Origin of the sequence: Carnobacterium sp. AT7 (assembly GCF_000171855.1) — a bacterium.
Taxonomy (GTDB): Bacteria; Bacillota; Bacilli; order Lactobacillales; family Carnobacteriaceae; genus Carnobacterium_B; species Carnobacterium_B jeotgali.
In genome coordinates this window covers 14,893-29,947 of sequence record NZ_ABHH01000025.1, presented here as the reverse complement: position 1 = coordinate 29,947, position 15,055 = coordinate 14,893, and the positions used below count along the sequence as shown (strand labels likewise).

The following is a 15,055-nucleotide window of genomic DNA, read 5'->3' as shown; positions in this document are numbered from 1 at the left end:
AAGCAACAACTGATGCTCCAGTAGGTCCAGGACCGAAAGAAGCGTTAGAAGCATTCTTAGCTTTGGGAGAACGAGATGGATTTGTTACTAAAAATGTTGGTAATTTAGCTGGACATATCGAATACGGTGCCGGCGATGAAACAATGGGCGTTTTTGCTCACGTTGATGTCGTTCCAGTTGGAACTGGCTGGGAAACCGACCCATTCAGCCCTGTGATCAAAGATGGACGCATTTACGCTCGTGGGTCTAGTGATGATAAAGGACCAGGCGTGGCTGCTTATTATGCTTTGAAAATGATCAAAGACCTAGAATTACCAGTTTCTAAAAAAGTTCGTTTTATTATTGGAACAGATGAAGAGAGTGGCTGGATGTGTATGGATCATTATTTAGCGAATGAACCAATCCCAGACTTTGGTTTCTCTCCAGATGCAGAATTTCCAATTATCAATGGTGAAAAAGGGATTCTTACGGTTTATATAAACACAAAAGGCAACAACAAAGGCGGAAAAAATGAATTAATAAGTTTTGATGCTGGCTTGCGTGAAAATATGGTTCCTCAAGATGCTACTGCTATCTTTACTAGTGAAGAAGCTGAACAAATTGAAAAAGATTTTTATGACTTTGTCGAAGTTTCTCCAATTACAGGAACAATCAAAGTAGAAGGAAATCAAGTTACGATAGAAGTGGGAGGAAAAGCTGCTCACGGTATGGCACCGCATTTAGGCGTAAATGCTGGAACGTATTTGGCTGCTTTCTTAAATCGTTATTCATTTGGTGGAGATGCTAAAAACTACTTACAATTGACAGCAGAGTATTTGCATGAAGATACTAAAGCTGAAAAATTAGCATTAAATTACATTGATGACGTTATGGGAGACTTAACAATGAATTCAGGTGTATTTACGTTCACTCCTGAAAATGGTGGAGTTATTGCAGTAAACATCCGCTTCCCTAAAGGGGTAACACCTGAAGGAATCGAAATTAAAATGGAAAGTAAATTAGCTGAATATGGCGTAACTCTTAGTCGAGGCAAAGAACAAATGCCGCATTATGTATCAGCTGAAGATCCATTAGTTAAGACACTATTAGATGTTTATCAAAGACAAACAGGATTAGAAGCACATGAACAAACAATTGGCGGTGGAACATATGGCCGTTTGTTGGAACGTGGAGTTGCTTATGGAGCAATGTTCCCGAATAGTATCGATACCATGCACCAAGCTAACGAATTTATGGCAATTGATGATTTGATGAATGCAATGAGCATTTACGCAGAGGCCATTTATGAATTAATTAAATAGCAGACTGAAAAAACAGGATTCTTTGTAAAAAGAATCCTGTTTTTTAAACTCTTATTTTCAATTCTTGTGCTAGCTGAAAGGTTCGATCTAACAGAATTTTTTCAGCATCAATAACGGGAAGTCTTTTTAACGGATCATGGCTATTGGCTAACGAAAGTTCTGTGCATCCAAGTAGAGTAGTTTCACTTCCCATTGAATGAAACTCTTCCAGAATTTCTTCATAAAGGAAAAGATTCATAATAGCTTGTTCTTTTATGAAGGTATAAATCAATTGATTGATTTTATCTTGCAATACGATATCTGGTAGAATGACTTCAAATCCTTTAGCAAGAAGTTCACGTTCGTATAACTGACTTTCTAAAGTTCCTTGGGACACAGCTAAGCCAATTTTTTTATTAAAATTAGAAGGAATAGCCTTTACCGTTTCTTTGATCATATTGACGATTGGAATCGGTGTAGCTTTCTCTAATTCCTCGATAAAATAATGGGCAGTGTTACAAGGAATGACGATAAATGCTGGTTGTAAGACATTGATTTTTTCAATATCTTCTAATAGTGCAGGTAAAGGACTAGGTGCTGAGTGATCAAGGATAAACGTTGTACGATCAGGAATCTCAGCATGATTAAATAAAATATAATTGAAAAAATCTTGATCTTTTGTTGGATTGTGTCTACTATTTAGTTCAAGTAAAAAATTAGTCGTGGCCAATGTACCCATACCGCCTAAAATAGCAAAAAAATTCTTCATGACTAGGACGACCTTTCTGTTAGGCAATAAAATAATGAAGTTAATAAGGTTGAGGATAACGTTTAAATTTTTTGAAATAGTTTAAAGTAGCCATTTTCACGTAAATTTTGCGTTTGATACTCGGTTCATCATGACTGTTTAAAGGGTGGTAAACTTTATTAGCTTTATACAATTGTTGAATAGTTTTTTTTATTTCATTTGAATGGATATTATCCAACAATAGTTTTTTCGGTACAGCAGAATATAAAATTTGTTTATCCGCTATAGAGAAGTCGATAGAACTATTTTCAATGAAATCTTTTACATAATAAGTAGCAGTATTTTTCTCAGCAGCAGTCACATAATAATTACTGCGGCCAAGACGAGCATTAAGTTCGAAAAATTTATAGGTCTGATCGCGTGAATCGTATTTGACATCAAAATTAGAAAATCCGGTCCAGCCAGTAGCTTTCACTAATTTGGTTACATCTCTTACAATTTGATCATTTTTTTTAGTTAAAATAGCTAGGTGATTTCCAATAGCTGACGGAGTGTGATCTTCTAATAACGTTTGACCGAAAGAAATAACTTTTACTTCTCCAGTTTTATGAGAAGAATAAACTGTAGCCACTCCAACTAATGAATCATCGCCTGGAAGGTACTCTTGCAGAATAATTTCATCATCGTACCCATTATGCCTCATATCGTGAATGCTCTTTTTGTATGTAGCGTGGTCTTCACAGATATAAACTTTTTCTTTACCGGGATAGTCGATGGCGTGGTATTTCATACTATTTGTCGGTTTAATAATAATAGGGAAGCCAAAAGGTAAATGAGGTTCATATTCGTTTATCACTATGGTTTTAGGATAAGGGACACTTTCGCTTTCACAAATGGTATAAAAGCTCGCTTTATTCGTTGCACGATAAAAAACTTCTTTATCTACATATGGAATAATCTAATTTTTAGGAAAATGTGATTTATGAGTGATAAGCAATTCAACAGAGTTATCGGTACTTGCTAAAAGGATCTTTTTAATAGTTGGGTAACGTTTATCAATATTTTTTAAGAGAGTTAGCAACGCTTCTGGTTGCATCATTTTAGGCTCAACTATTGGTTCAATGAAGGCAGAATGGTCGATAGGTCCAGTGAGCAAAGTACACAAAACGAGAGAAGTAACGCTATAGGCTTCATAAAATGAGCGTGCCGTACTATAAGCGCCTAAGTTCCCTCCTAATATAACTGGAATAAATGTCTGTAATTCAATGGCAGATGGCATAGTTAACAGTCCTTTCGAAAGGATAAAATGAGCATGAAATGAAGAAAAAATAAAATAAAACCAACTTGTTTACAGAAAAGAAAGCCTTTTCTTAGGTGATGAAAGTATACCACCCAGATTTGTTAAAAGGAAGTGAGAGGTATTTTGAGATTAATTCAGAGTAAAAGTTTACTTTTGTGTTTTAATATGGAAAAATGAATTAAGATGAAAAGATAGGGAACGAAGAAAAAGGAGGTATTTTAGTGGATTTAAATTTAGCAGGGAAAACAGCTTTAGTTATGGCATCAAGTCAAGGGTTAGGAAAAGCTATAGCAACTGAATTAGTAAAAGAAGGAACAAATGTGATGATTTCTAGCCGAAATCCTGAGAAGTTAAAAAAAGTTCAAGAAGAATTAAAGGCAATTGGAAAAGGAAGGGTCGCTTTTTTTGCCGCTGATATAACTAAAAGTGAAGATATTCAACAACTCGTAAAAGAAACGCAAAAAGTATTTGGTTCCATTGACATTCTTATCAATAATGCTGGAGGACCTCCATCGGGCTCTTTTGAGGATTTTTCAGATGATGATTGGGAAAATGCCTTCCAGTTGAATTTATTGAGCTACATTCGAGCTGTTCGAGAAGTCTTACCGGATTTAAAAGAAAATGGTGGGAAAATTATTAATATTGCTTCTTCATCGATCAAACAGCCAATTTCAGGTTTGATATTATCGAATACCTTTCGCCTAGGTATTGTGGGCCTTAGTAAAACGTTAGCAGAAGAGTTAGGACCGTACAATATTTTAGTAAATACTGTTGCGCCAGGACGAATCGCAACGGATAGAATAGCAGAGTTAGATGAAATTACTGCTAAGAAACAGAATGTATCTATGAAAGAAATTACAAGAAGAGCTCAAAATGCTATTCCGCTTGGTCGATATGGGACACCGGAAGAATTTGCAAAATTCGTTGTTTTTCTTGTTTCTGATGTCAATACGTACGTTACTGGTTCAGCTTTAATGATTGATGGCGGAAGTGTCAAAGCCATTTGAGAAGGATCCTATTCCTAGAAGTGTGTAAAAAATATTCAAGGAGGAAAAAAGATGTTGTTAAGTGTCATTATGCCTGTATATAATACTAGCGCAACTCTAGGAGATGCAGTGAAAAGCGTTTTAGAGCAACGATTTAGTAATTTTGAGCTGATTTTGATTAATGATGGTTCTTCAGATAGTTCACCAGAAATTTGTGATTTGTTAGCAAAAACGGATGAACGAATTAAAGTTGTTCATCAAAAGAATAAAGGATTATCGGCCGCTAGAAATCAAGGGATAAAAGCTGCCTCTGGTGAGTTCTATGCATTTATTGACAGCGATGATCGGTTTGATGAAGAGGCCTTTTTAAATTTCTATGAAGCTAGAGTGCAACACGAAGATATGACGATGTATGTGATGAATTTTGATAAAGTTTATGGCGGGATCAGTGTGCCTAAAAAACGGAGTAAAAATTCAATTATTACTGAACCAAAAGAACTGATTAAATTGATATTCAGTTCTTCAGGGGTAGCTTTTTATACATGGAATAAAATTTACCGTCATAGTTTATTTCAAAGCGTGTCTTTTCCAGAGGGAAAGATTTTTGAAGATATTGTAACGACATATAAACTAGCCAAGTTATCTAGTAAGACAATTGTGACTACTACTGTTGGTTACCACTACATCAGAGGGTCAAATACAATTGTCAGCAGTACCTTTTCACCAGAATATTACGATATTCTAACAGAGACGGAACAATTATATGCATTGGTAAAAAACGATTTTCCTGAGTTGAAACACGTAGCTTTACAAAAGCTCATAGAAAGTATTATTTCTGTTGGGTATAAATTAAGCCAAGCATCTGAATCGCCAGATACAGTTGCTTTTCAAAAAAGACTTCAACAAGATATTCAACTGTATCAGAATGAAATCGATAATGACAAAAAAATACCATTGTATTATAAAATAGGATTGAAATTACTAAAGAGTGATATTAGTTCCTATAAAGATTATTACAAAGCTACCCTGAAAAAAAATATTATAGGAAAACAGTCTGAATCGGAAGATAAATTTTTGTAAGTGAAGGATATTTTTTGTCTAGAATAAAGAAAATTTTTTAAAAGATAACAAATGCTATTCTTTTTTTGGTAAACTATAGAAAATAATTTGTTTGAGGAGATTACCAAAAAAAATGGACAGTTATAAAACAAGAGCTGAATTAAAGTACGATGCTAAAGCATTATTTAAAGGAAGGTGGAAAGATGCAATACTACTAAACCTTATTCCAACCATCCTATCAATCGTTATTATACTATTGATCGCTGCTTTGGCGGTTAGTCTGTCTAATAATGCAGATACAACTTTAGGAAATTGGGTAGACAATGCGTTGTTTTCTGATGATGGTACTGGAAACGGCACGAGTAATGTTGGTAGTGGGATTTTATCCACGCTTTTTACAGTTGGTATTTCATTTACATTTCTAGACTGGTTTAGAAATCCTAAGATGGAAATTAACCCTTTAAAAAATGGGCTGCAAGTATTTACAAAAAAATACTTTCTTAGAGTAATATTGATTTACATCATAACGTCTATTTTTACGACATTATGGAGTTTATTACTGATTATTCCAGGAATCATAAAATCCTATGCGTATTCTCAAGCGTACTTAATTTATAAAGATCAATCTAGTAGCATTTCAAATGAAAAGGTTTCTTCTTTAGATTGTATCACGGAAAGTAAAAACCTAATGAAAGGGCATAAATGGCGCCTTTTCATATTAGACTTAAGTTTTCTTGGTTGGAATATATTAGCTATTTTATCGTTAGGTATTGGGTTTATCTGGTTGATGCCTTATAAAAATGCAACAAAAGTTGCATTCTACGAAGACTTAATCAATAATAATTAAATGAAATTAGCTACGAGAAAGGACTGAGCCTACGACTCAGTCTTTTCTTTTTTTGTAAAATGTTTTACTCTAATGCTGTTTAATGTATGTGATTAGTTAATTTTTTCAGAGAATCTCTTTGAAAAAGAATGACCAACCCTACCATTGAAAATAGCTAACCTCAATTTCGGTACTAAAAAACACTAATGAGCAGATGATTTTTGGTGGAAGCTGATTACTGTTAAGATAGTACTATAGTTAATATGGAATTGGGGTGAAATATTTATGGTGGAAAGAACGAAACAAGTTGAATTATTCTTATTCATTAATCCAATCAGTCATGATTCATTAAAAATGGAAGAAGAAGCATTTAAATTTATTGACACCTATGAAAATAACTCACAAATAACCATTTATCCTTATCACAATACTCATACACTTTATAGCTACATGATAAAAAATCAATTATCATTTGAGAATGCTACCTTATGGAATAATCTTCATAATGATAGTTACCATCTATCGTTGGCTTTTATTGCCGCCTCCATTCAAGGGAAGAAGAAAGGCAGAAGGTTCTTGATGGATCTTCAGCGCAAGATGATGAATCAAAATGAATTGCTATCAAAAGATTTAGTGATTGATGCAGCTAAAAAAGCCAATTTAGATGTAGAAATGTTTCTAGTAGATTTTCATTCTACTTTTGTTCAAAAACTTTTTTTGTCCGATCAAAATTTTTCCCAGGCTATGGGAATAAGAGAGACGCCATCGTGTTTATTGGTAATCACAGATGAAGAAAAAAAAGCAACTCTAATAGAAAATTTTATTACTGCAGAAGATTTGTATCAAATGGTCTGACTAAAAGGAATTAAAAGAACACAAACGACTCGGATAATTGCGAGTTGTTTGTGTTCTTTTTAAATTTCATTCTAGCAGCATAGAAACATGGCTAACACCGAATAAAGTATAAGGTTCGGAAATTTCTTTGAATCCAAAAGAAGCATAGAAATCTTTTATGTATTCTTCAGAATTTAATTCAATTGCTTTTTCCGGATAGTGTTTTTTGCAATATGTTAATACATTTTGGAATAACTGGCGTGCAAGTCCTTTTCCGCGATTTTGTTTTGTCACTAAGACACGACCTATGTGAACATTTCCGCTATCTGTGACAAAAACCCGAGAATAAGCCATTAATTTTCCATCTTCGATATACGAAATATGGATGCTATTAGGATCTCTACCGTCGATATCTTGGTAAGGAGATGCTTGTTCAACAACAAAAATAGCGCTGCGTTCTTTATAAAATAAATACAATTCATCTTTTGTTAATTCATCAAAGTTCTTATATGTCCACATTGCAGCAACTCCTTTTTGATTTCATTTAGTCGGATAGAGGGGTATCTCATTAATCTCCAATGATTATTTTCTCAAAAATGAAGCATTAATTCAACTGGAAATAGCTATAAAAAATATCTTCCTTGGAATTAAAAATAAAGATTAGATTGACAAATAAAAGGGTGATTGATAAGATGTGTCTACAAAGATGTAAGAAGTCTCTTACATTAAATAAACTAAAAATAATAAACTAAGAAAGGAAGAAGCCATAATGAAAAAGATGAACGGTTCAGACGTGTGTTGTTGTTTATGTTGTATGGAACACTCATGTCGACAGTTGTCATCTTTTATTAGGTCTTCTTCTTTTTATGAACACAATTAAAGTTTCATACCCTAAGGAACGTAGCTTTTAAAAACCATTTTTTTAAGCGGGTGTATTGAAATTGTTTTCATTTAGAAGGAACTGAATTAAAAAATTGATGATAGGTGCATGAGTGTAAAAACTCATGCACTTTTTTTGTCTTATTTTTTAAACATTAAACTAACGAAAGGAGAATGAGAGCAATGCTTTATAGCAAAATACAAGATTTGATAGGGGATACACCGTTACTCGAGATTCATGGTTTTGATTTGCCAAAAAATAGTAAAATATTCGCCAAGTTAGAAATGTATAATCCTGGAGGAAGTATCAAAGATCGTTTAGGCGTCAACTTGTTAAGAGCTGCTTTTGAAAGAGGATTAATAAATACTGAAACAACAATTATTGAACCGACTGCTGGAAATACCGGTATTGGTTTAGCTTTAGCTGCGCAAGAGTATGGACTAAAAGTTGTTTTTACAGTTCCAGAAAAATTTAGTCAAGAAAAACAAGAATTGATGAAAGCTCTTGGTGCAAAAATAGTCTTTACAGCAAGTGAAGAGGGAATGACTGGGGCAATAGAAAAAGCTAAGTCTTTAGCTGCAGAAATTAAGAATAGTTACATTCCAATGCAGTTTGAAAATCAAGCAAACCCGTTAACTTATTATGAAACTGTTGGACCAGAAATTATAAAAGATATGGAAGGAATGTCAATTCAATCTTTCGTAGCTGGAGCTGGTAGTGGCGGAACATTCGTGGGTACTGCGGCTTATTTGAAAGAAAAAAACCCAACGATTCGAACTAGTATTGTTGAACCTGAAGGCTCTATTTTAGGTGGAGGAGCTAGCCATGGGCACAAAACTGAAGGAATCGGAATGGAGTTTATACCAAAATTTTTAAATAAAAGGCTCATTGATCAAATATATACGATTTCTGATGAAGAAGCTTTTTATTTTGTTAAACAGTTAGCCATGACTAATGGATTATTTGTTGGAAGTTCAAGCGGATCAGCGTTTGCGGCCTGTTTGAGAGAAGCTCGGTTGTTACCTGAAGGAAGTACGATTGTAACGATTTTCCCAGACAGCAGTGAACGATACTTAAGTAAAAAAATCTATCAATAGGAGAGTGTCAAAAATGAAAATGAAAACAAAATTAATCCATGGTGGTATTAGCCATGATGAAGCAACTGGTTCAGTAAATGTTCCGATTCATCAAACGTCTACGTATAAACAAGAAAAAGTTGGGAAACATAAAGGCTACGAATATTCTAGAACCGGGAATCCGACCCGATTTGCAGTGGAAGAACTGATCAAAGATTTAGAAGAAGGTGTTAGAGGATTTGCTTTTGGGTCAGGGTCGGCTGGTACTCATGCTGTCCTTTCCTTATTTTCTCAAGGAGACCATATTATTGTGGGAGATGACGTATATGGTGGAACTTATCGCTTAATGAATAAAGTACTCGTTCGTTTAGGAATAACCTTTACGACAGTTGACACAAGTGATCTAAGCACTATTGAACCAGCTATCCGCCCAGAAACAAAAGCGATTTTTTTAGAAACGCCAACCAATCCGTTGCTTAAGATAACCGATATTGCAGAAACAGCGAAACTAGCGAAAAAGCACAACTTAATTACGATTGTGGATAATACATTTGCGACCCCCTATCATCAACGTCCTTTAACGCTTGGAGCGGATATTGTTGTTCATAGTGCTTCCAAATATTTAGGAGGACACAGCGATATAGTGGCAGGTTTAGTTACCACCACGAATGAGGTATTAGCGGATGAAATCGGTTTTTTACAAAATGCAATTGGTGGAATCTTAGGGCCACAAGATAGTTGGATTTTACAAAGAGGAATCAAGACTTTAGGAATTAGAATGGAAGAACATGAAAAGAATGCTCACGCAATAGTGGATTACTTGATTAATCATTCTAGTATCGAAAAAGTATATTATCCAGGATTAGTAACCCATCCTGGACATGAGATTGCTAAAAAACAGATGAGTGGTTTTGGTGGAATGATTTCGTTTGAATTGAAAGAAGGGTATTCAGCTAAAGATTTTGTCGAAAAATTAAGCATCATTACACTTGCTGAAAGTTTAGGAGCGGTTGAAAGTTTGATTGAAATTCCAGCATTAATGACACACGGATCTATTCCAAAAGAAATCCGTCTTAAAGCAGGCATAAAAGATGAATTGGTGCGCTTTTCGGTTGGTTTAGAAGATGTTGAGGATTTGATAGCTGATTTAGAGCAGGCATTAGTATTTGTATCTACTAGTAAGGGAGAATAGACGCAATGGGACGTGAATTTTTAGGTATCTTTACAGAGTGGTCAAGCGACTATGATGATTTTGTAGAAGGTAAAGATCCAGAATACCAAGCTGTTTTTGAAGGGTATAGTACTATTTTGAAAGAAATTGTTCGCAGAAGTGGACTGAACGTACTAGAATTCGGGATTGGCACAGGAAATTTGACCCAAGAATTGATTTTAGCTGGGAAATGGGTTTTTCCCGTAGAACCCTCAGAAGAAATGCGGAAAATTGCTAAAACGAAGTTACCGAATGAAATAGTTATTTATGACGGAGATATGCAACAGTACCCAAGTCCCACTAAACAATTAGATACCATTGTCAGTTCATACGTTTTTCATCATTTGACAGATAAAGAAAAAAGTCTCGCTTTAAAGGATTATGCTAATCAACTAGAAGTGGGTGGGAAAGTTATATTCGCAGATACCATGTTTGAATCACAAGCAACGAATGAACAAGCCATCGCACAAGCCAAGCAAAAACAGTTTTACGCTTTAGCTAAAGATTTAGAACGAGAATATTATCCTCTAATCCCAACGTTAAAAGAATTATTTGAACAAGCAGGATTTAGAGTAGCTTTCCATCAAATGAATGAATATGTTTGGATTGTGGAAGGAACTAAATTAAGTTGAGATGAAAAGCAAAAAAATCCTACTGAAGAAATCAGTAGGATTTTTTTTTATAAAGCAGCTTGGTAAATTTTGCGGCTGATTTCAATTGTTTGATCTTTACGTTCTGACAAAGCAATTTTTTTGTGGCTTTCTAATTGAGTGACTAAAATATCAATTACTTCTTCACCCAAATCAATATCTTTAAAAGAAGTTGGCGCGCCTAAACGTGCAAAAAATTCTTTAGTTTTCTCAATAGCTCCTGTAACCTTTTCTTCATCTGTTCCTTCAGTGATCTGCCATACACGTTCTGCATACTGAAGCAATTTGTCGTATTTTTCATTTTTTCTAACGGTTAAAAGCGCAGGTAAGACGATAGAAAGTGTCCGAGCATGGTCAATATGATAAAGAGCCGTTATTTCGTGACCTAAATCATGAGATGCCCAATCTTGAGGAACTCCTGGAGATAATGTTCCATTTAGCGCATTTGTAGCGGTCCACATAAAGTTAGCACGCAAGTTATAATCTTTATTTGTCTCGTCAATCACATCTGGTCCAATTTCTATTAAGGTCTGCAATAGGCCTTCTGAAAAACGATCTTGGACCATTGCACCTACTGGAAAAGTTAGATATTGTTCCATAATATGAACAAAAGCGTCAATTACCCCATTTGCTAATTGGCGTTTTGGCAAAGTGTAGGTTAATTCTGGTTCTAGAATAGAAAAAACTGGGAAAACTTTTTCACTACCAAAACTGACTTTTGCTTGTTTTTCTTTAAATGTAATAACGGAACCTGCGTTCATTTCAGATCCAGTTGCGGGTAATGTCAAAATAGTTCCAAAAGGTAAAGCCGATTTAATGGGTTCACTAGTTCCGATTCCTGAACCAAAAATATTAATAGGGTCGCCTTCAAATTCAGCAGCAGCTACAATAAACTTGGTTGCATCAATAACTGAACCACCTCCAACAGCTAATAGAAAATCATATCCCTCTTTTTTTACGAGTTCTACAGCTTTCATAGCCGTTTCAAAAGTAGGATTAGCTTCGATTCCACCGAATTCACCGTATACTCGATCTCCTAAAGCCTGTTTAACTTTATCTAATGTACCAAATCGTTTGACGCTTCCACCACCATAAGTAATCAATACCTTTTTATTTGATGGAATTAATTGATCTAAAGTGCTGATTTGATTTTTACCAAATACAACTTTTGTTGGATTAAAGTAAGTGAAGTTTGAAATGTTATTTTGCATAATGGATGTGCTCCTTTATTTAAATAAATTTATGAAGTAAAGTATACCACAAAATTGAAAATAACAGTTATTCAAGCAAGTTAAATTAAGGCGAATTTTAGAACAAAATATAAAAAAAAATAAAATGTAAGCGTATTTATTCACAAAAAAATATTATTATGGAGTATAATAACAATATTGTTAAAAAGATAACAAACTAAAAGGGTGGTAGATAAATAATGGAAACACAGAATACTGGTCTAATGTATAATATTGAAAAAAGCATTATGAAAAAACAAAATTTATATGATAACAGTAAGTCTCGCTATTTTGTTCGTGCGATGTTAGCTTGTTTATTCTTAACATTAGGAACAGCTGTTGCGGTTATGATTGGTCAAGCTGGAGAAGAAATCGCACCGGGATTAGGAAAAATGCTATATGCATTTATGTTTAGTTGGTCACTGGTTATGATTATCTATATGAATGCTGAATTAGGTACTTCGAATATGATGTACATGACAGTAGCAATACAAAGAAAGTTAATGAAGCCTAAAAAAGCGTTAGCTATTTTATTTTATTGTATATTATTTAACTTAATTGGTGGAATTATTGCAAGTTTAGTTATATCTTTCACATATAAGTTTCACGCATTGCCAAGTGACCACTATTTATTTACAGCAGTAGCTGGAAAATTAGCTAAAACACCATTACAAATCTTTTCAGAAGGTATTTTTGCAAATATTATCGTTAATACAGCTGTCTTTTGTACAATAAGGATGAAAGATGATGCTGGGAAAATTATTGCAATGATCTTCATTATCTTTATTTTTGCTTATCTTGGTTTTGAACATGTCATTGCAAACTTTTCTTCTTTTGCATTAGCCTTTTTTGCTTCTGGTGGTTCTGTTCCTGGTATGACACTCGGTGCGGTACTGACAAACTGGGGTATGGCTCTATTAGGGAATTATGTTGGAGGAGCATTGATTATCGGAGTGCTCTATTCATGGTTAAATAAGAATCAAACAGAATACGTAGATTAAATCATTTATTCTAGGAGAAAAAGCTGATACGTATGTGTCAGCTTTTTTTTAGTTTGGCTAATGATTGACAGAAGTTCACATTAGACCACATAATAAGAGTAAGAAAAATTAGTGGAAACTCACTTCTTTTAAGGAGGGACAACTTATGAAGTTGGTACAGAATATACAAGATAAATTTCAAGGGCTTATTCAAGCAAGCAAACGATATCCATTAACTGTCTTATTTTTAGTAGTTATCGCTGGGCTCAATACGTACTTGATTCAACAAGAAACGGATGATTACATCAATTATGTGTATAGTCTTATAGTAGGTGTGTTTTTAAGTGCGGTAGCTCAACACATATATGAACGATTCTTTGAAAAGACTTCCCAAAGGATAGCGTTAATGGGGGGCTCACTTCTATTAACACTTTTATATTTTTATACAATTGGATCATCAACGGTCTATGATCTTGAAATGACTGTTAAAACAAGCATTATATTCTTAATACTTGCGGTTGCTTTCATATGGGTTCCTACTATTAAAAATCGGATTACATTTAGCGAGAGTTATTTATCGGCCTTTAAAGCATTTTTTACAACGGTGTTGTTTACGGTTATTTTATATGCAGGTGTTGGGTTTATTATTTTTGCTGTTGATCAATTATTATTTTCAGTAGATTATAAAGCGAACTTGCATAGCGCTAACTTGATTATTTCACTTTTTTCACCAATCTTTTTCCTGTCTTATACACCAGGATATGTAACAAAAAAAGACGAAGCTACTCAAACTCCTGAAAAACTTGTTGCCAAACAGAATCAAATAAAAAACGAAGTCTCTGTTCCTAAAGTACTTGAACTGTTAATCTCCTATATTCTTATTCCATTAACCGCAATTTTTACGGTCATTCTATTGGTTTACCTTTTACAGAATATCACGGGAGATTTTTGGACAAATAATTTGCTAGAGCCAATGTTGGTTTCTTATTCGGTCACGGTTATTCTCGTGTACCTTTTAGCTAGTAATATTGAAACCAAATCAGCTCTTCTTTTTAGAAAAATTTTCCCAAAAGTATTGGTTCCTATTGTCTTATTTCAAACCATTTCTTCTGTCTTAAAAATTCAAGAAACGGGACTGACACATGGTCGCTATTACGTTATTCTATTTGGGCTATTTGCAGTTATTGCAGGATTGATTTTTGGTATCTTGCCTGTTAAAAAAAATGGTTGGATTGCTGTTGTATTGATTGTGCTTTCTGTGATCTCTATTACGCCTCCAGTAGATGCTTTTACGGTCAGTCAAACGTCGCAGACTAATTTGTTGAAAGAAACACTGGAAAAGAATCAAATGCTAGAAGAAAACAAACTTATTCCGAATGCTGATGTATCTAAAGAAGATAAAATTAAGATTAGCCAAACCATTTATTATTTAACGGATATGGATTACACGGAAGATATAAAATGGCTAGCGCCTTATGGACAACAACTAACGTATCAATTTGAAGAAATTTTTGGTTTCCAACCTATATACGGTGAAACAGGTTTTGTAAATAACCAGCCTGCTCAAGATGCGTATTATGCTACATTAGATCGCCAGCAACACCCAGTGATTTCAATTGAAGATTACGATAAGATGATTGCCATTTCTTACTATGAATTTAGTGAACGTTCAGCGATAGAATTTGAAGTTGGCGATTCAACTTATGCAATTGAGACCCAAGGTAAAGAAGGCAAAAATCTTGTTTTAATGGATGAAAATAAACAAAGTCTTATGAGCATTGATCTTCAAGAGGCAATGGAGCAAGTAGCCACAACTACTCAGACTGAAAATCTATTTACGATAGAAGAAGGAACGGTTGTAACGGAAAACGAACAAGTTGAAATGAAGGTATTGTTTACCTCAATTGATATTTATGATGATCAGTACAATAGTGAATTTTATTTATTCGTTGATGTAAAATAAACAAATGATTCAAAAAAAGCTGTCTCAATCCTAA

15 protein-coding genes are annotated in these 15,055 nt (G+C 34.2%); 10 read left to right on the top strand and 5 right to left on the bottom strand.

The features are described 5' to 3' along the window. The coding region (gene pepV / locus CAT7_RS09270) for a dipeptidase PepV (protein WP_007724815.1) at positions 1–1,301 on the top strand (1,301 nt) is incomplete at its 5' end. A 43-nt stretch (positions 1,302–1,344) separates the two neighbouring features. Here the strand turns inward: pepV and CAT7_RS09265 are convergent. The 3 genes from CAT7_RS09265 to CAT7_RS12055 form a co-directional block, all read right to left on the bottom strand. Further along, positions 1,345–2,049, bottom strand: a complete 705-nt coding sequence (locus tag CAT7_RS09265) for an amino acid racemase (RefSeq protein WP_007724814.1) — start codon at positions 2,047–2,049, stop codon at positions 1,345–1,347. Between the two features lie 40 nt (positions 2,050–2,089). Further along, positions 2,090–2,818 (bottom strand): hypothetical protein, encoded by a 729-nt coding sequence (locus CAT7_RS12060; RefSeq protein ID WP_156780540.1) that lies wholly within the window; start codon positions 2,816–2,818, stop codon positions 2,090–2,092. Between the two features lie 168 nt (positions 2,819–2,986). Beyond that, positions 2,987–3,307, bottom strand: coding sequence for a hypothetical protein (locus CAT7_RS12055; RefSeq protein ID WP_007724812.1), 321 nt, complete (start codon positions 3,305–3,307; stop codon positions 2,987–2,989). Positions 3,308–3,549: 242 nt separating this feature from the next. Between CAT7_RS12055 and CAT7_RS09255 the strand changes: the two genes are divergently transcribed. The 4 genes from CAT7_RS09255 to CAT7_RS09240 all read left to right on the top strand — a co-directional run bounded on the left by CAT7_RS09255 (position 3,550) and on the right by CAT7_RS09240 (position 7,054). Beyond that, positions 3,550–4,335 (top strand): SDR family oxidoreductase, encoded by a 786-nt coding sequence (locus tag CAT7_RS09255; protein ID WP_007724810.1) that lies wholly within the window; start codon positions 3,550–3,552, stop codon positions 4,333–4,335. A 51-nt stretch (positions 4,336–4,386) separates the two neighbouring features. Continuing rightward, positions 4,387–5,394, top strand: a complete 1,008-nt coding sequence (locus tag CAT7_RS09250) for a glycosyltransferase family 2 protein (RefSeq protein ID WP_007724809.1) — start codon at positions 4,387–4,389, stop codon at positions 5,392–5,394. 112 nt (positions 5,395–5,506) lie between these two features. Continuing rightward, on the top strand, positions 5,507–6,220 hold the full coding sequence (locus tag CAT7_RS09245; RefSeq protein WP_007724807.1) for a DUF975 family protein: 714 nt from the start codon (positions 5,507–5,509) through the stop codon (positions 6,218–6,220). Positions 6,221–6,484: 264 nt separating this feature from the next. After that, positions 6,485–7,054, top strand: coding sequence for a DsbA family protein (locus CAT7_RS09240; RefSeq protein WP_007724805.1), 570 nt, complete (start codon positions 6,485–6,487; stop codon positions 7,052–7,054). A gap of 66 nt (positions 7,055–7,120) precedes the next feature. On the opposite strand, the gene CAT7_RS09235 is transcribed toward CAT7_RS09240, so the two are convergent. Next, entirely contained in the window at positions 7,121–7,552 is a 432-nt protein-coding gene (locus tag CAT7_RS09235; RefSeq protein ID WP_007724803.1) for a GNAT family N-acetyltransferase, read from the bottom strand. Between the two features lie 543 nt (positions 7,553–8,095). Between CAT7_RS09235 and CAT7_RS09230 the strand changes: the two genes are divergently transcribed. From CAT7_RS09230 to CAT7_RS09220, 3 genes are read left to right on the top strand one after another with little or no spacing between them, the layout of a single operon-like run. After that, on the top strand, positions 8,096–9,010 hold the full coding sequence (locus CAT7_RS09230; RefSeq protein ID WP_007724801.1) for a PLP-dependent cysteine synthase family protein: 915 nt from the start codon (positions 8,096–8,098) through the stop codon (positions 9,008–9,010). 13 nt (positions 9,011–9,023) lie between these two features. After that, positions 9,024–10,181, top strand: coding sequence for a cystathionine gamma-synthase (locus tag CAT7_RS09225; protein WP_007724799.1), 1,158 nt, complete (start codon positions 9,024–9,026; stop codon positions 10,179–10,181). Positions 10,182–10,186: 5 nt separating this feature from the next. Continuing rightward, positions 10,187–10,831, top strand: coding sequence for a class I SAM-dependent methyltransferase (locus tag CAT7_RS09220; protein ID WP_007724797.1), 645 nt, complete (start codon positions 10,187–10,189; stop codon positions 10,829–10,831). 47 nt (positions 10,832–10,878) lie between these two features. Here the strand turns inward: CAT7_RS09220 and CAT7_RS09215 are convergent, their stop codons facing one another. Continuing rightward, complete coding sequence (locus CAT7_RS09215) at positions 10,879–12,060, bottom strand: iron-containing alcohol dehydrogenase (protein WP_007724791.1); 1,182 nt, start codon at positions 12,058–12,060, stop codon at positions 10,879–10,881. Between the two features lie 218 nt (positions 12,061–12,278). Here CAT7_RS09215 and CAT7_RS09210 point away from each other — a divergent pair, with 218 nt between their 5' ends. Then, positions 12,279–13,079, top strand: a complete 801-nt coding sequence (locus tag CAT7_RS09210; protein ID WP_007724789.1) for a formate/nitrite transporter family protein — start codon at positions 12,279–12,281, stop codon at positions 13,077–13,079. A gap of 145 nt (positions 13,080–13,224) precedes the next feature. Next, positions 13,225–15,021, top strand: coding sequence for a DUF4153 domain-containing protein (locus CAT7_RS09205; RefSeq protein ID WP_007724787.1), 1,797 nt, complete (start codon positions 13,225–13,227; stop codon positions 15,019–15,021). Positions 15,022–15,055 lie beyond the last annotated feature (34 nt).

What these genes read in the sequence shown, in the direction of transcription:
- CAT7_RS09265 (WP_007724814.1), bottom strand. Translation starts at nt 2,049, where the DNA reads ATGAAGAATTTTTTTGCTATTTTAGGCGGTATGGGTACATTGGCCACG.
- CAT7_RS12060 (WP_156780540.1), bottom strand. Translation starts at nt 2,818, where the DNA reads ATGAAATACCACGCCATCGACTATCCCGGTAAAGAAAAAGTTTATATC.
- CAT7_RS12055 (WP_007724812.1), bottom strand. Translation starts at nt 3,307, where the DNA reads ATGCCATCTGCCATTGAATTACAGACATTTATTCCAGTTATATTAGGA.
- CAT7_RS09250 (WP_007724809.1), top strand. Translation starts at nt 4,387, where the DNA reads ATGTTGTTAAGTGTCATTATGCCTGTATATAATACTAGCGCAACTCTA.
- CAT7_RS09245 (WP_007724807.1), top strand. Translation starts at nt 5,507, where the DNA reads ATGGACAGTTATAAAACAAGAGCTGAATTAAAGTACGATGCTAAAGCA.
- CAT7_RS09240 (WP_007724805.1), top strand. Translation starts at nt 6,485, where the DNA reads ATGGTGGAAAGAACGAAACAAGTTGAATTATTCTTATTCATTAATCCA.
- CAT7_RS09235 (WP_007724803.1), bottom strand. Translation starts at nt 7,552, where the DNA reads ATGTGGACATATAAGAACTTTGATGAATTAACAAAAGATGAATTGTAT.
- CAT7_RS09230 (WP_007724801.1), top strand. Translation starts at nt 8,096, where the DNA reads ATGCTTTATAGCAAAATACAAGATTTGATAGGGGATACACCGTTACTC.
- CAT7_RS09225 (WP_007724799.1), top strand. Translation starts at nt 9,024, where the DNA reads ATGAAAATGAAAACAAAATTAATCCATGGTGGTATTAGCCATGATGAA.
- CAT7_RS09220 (WP_007724797.1), top strand. Translation starts at nt 10,187, where the DNA reads ATGGGACGTGAATTTTTAGGTATCTTTACAGAGTGGTCAAGCGACTAT.
- CAT7_RS09215 (WP_007724791.1), bottom strand. Translation starts at nt 12,060, where the DNA reads ATGCAAAATAACATTTCAAACTTCACTTACTTTAATCCAACAAAAGTT.
- CAT7_RS09210 (WP_007724789.1), top strand. Translation starts at nt 12,279, where the DNA reads ATGGAAACACAGAATACTGGTCTAATGTATAATATTGAAAAAAGCATT.
- CAT7_RS09205 (WP_007724787.1), top strand. Translation starts at nt 13,225, where the DNA reads ATGAAGTTGGTACAGAATATACAAGATAAATTTCAAGGGCTTATTCAA.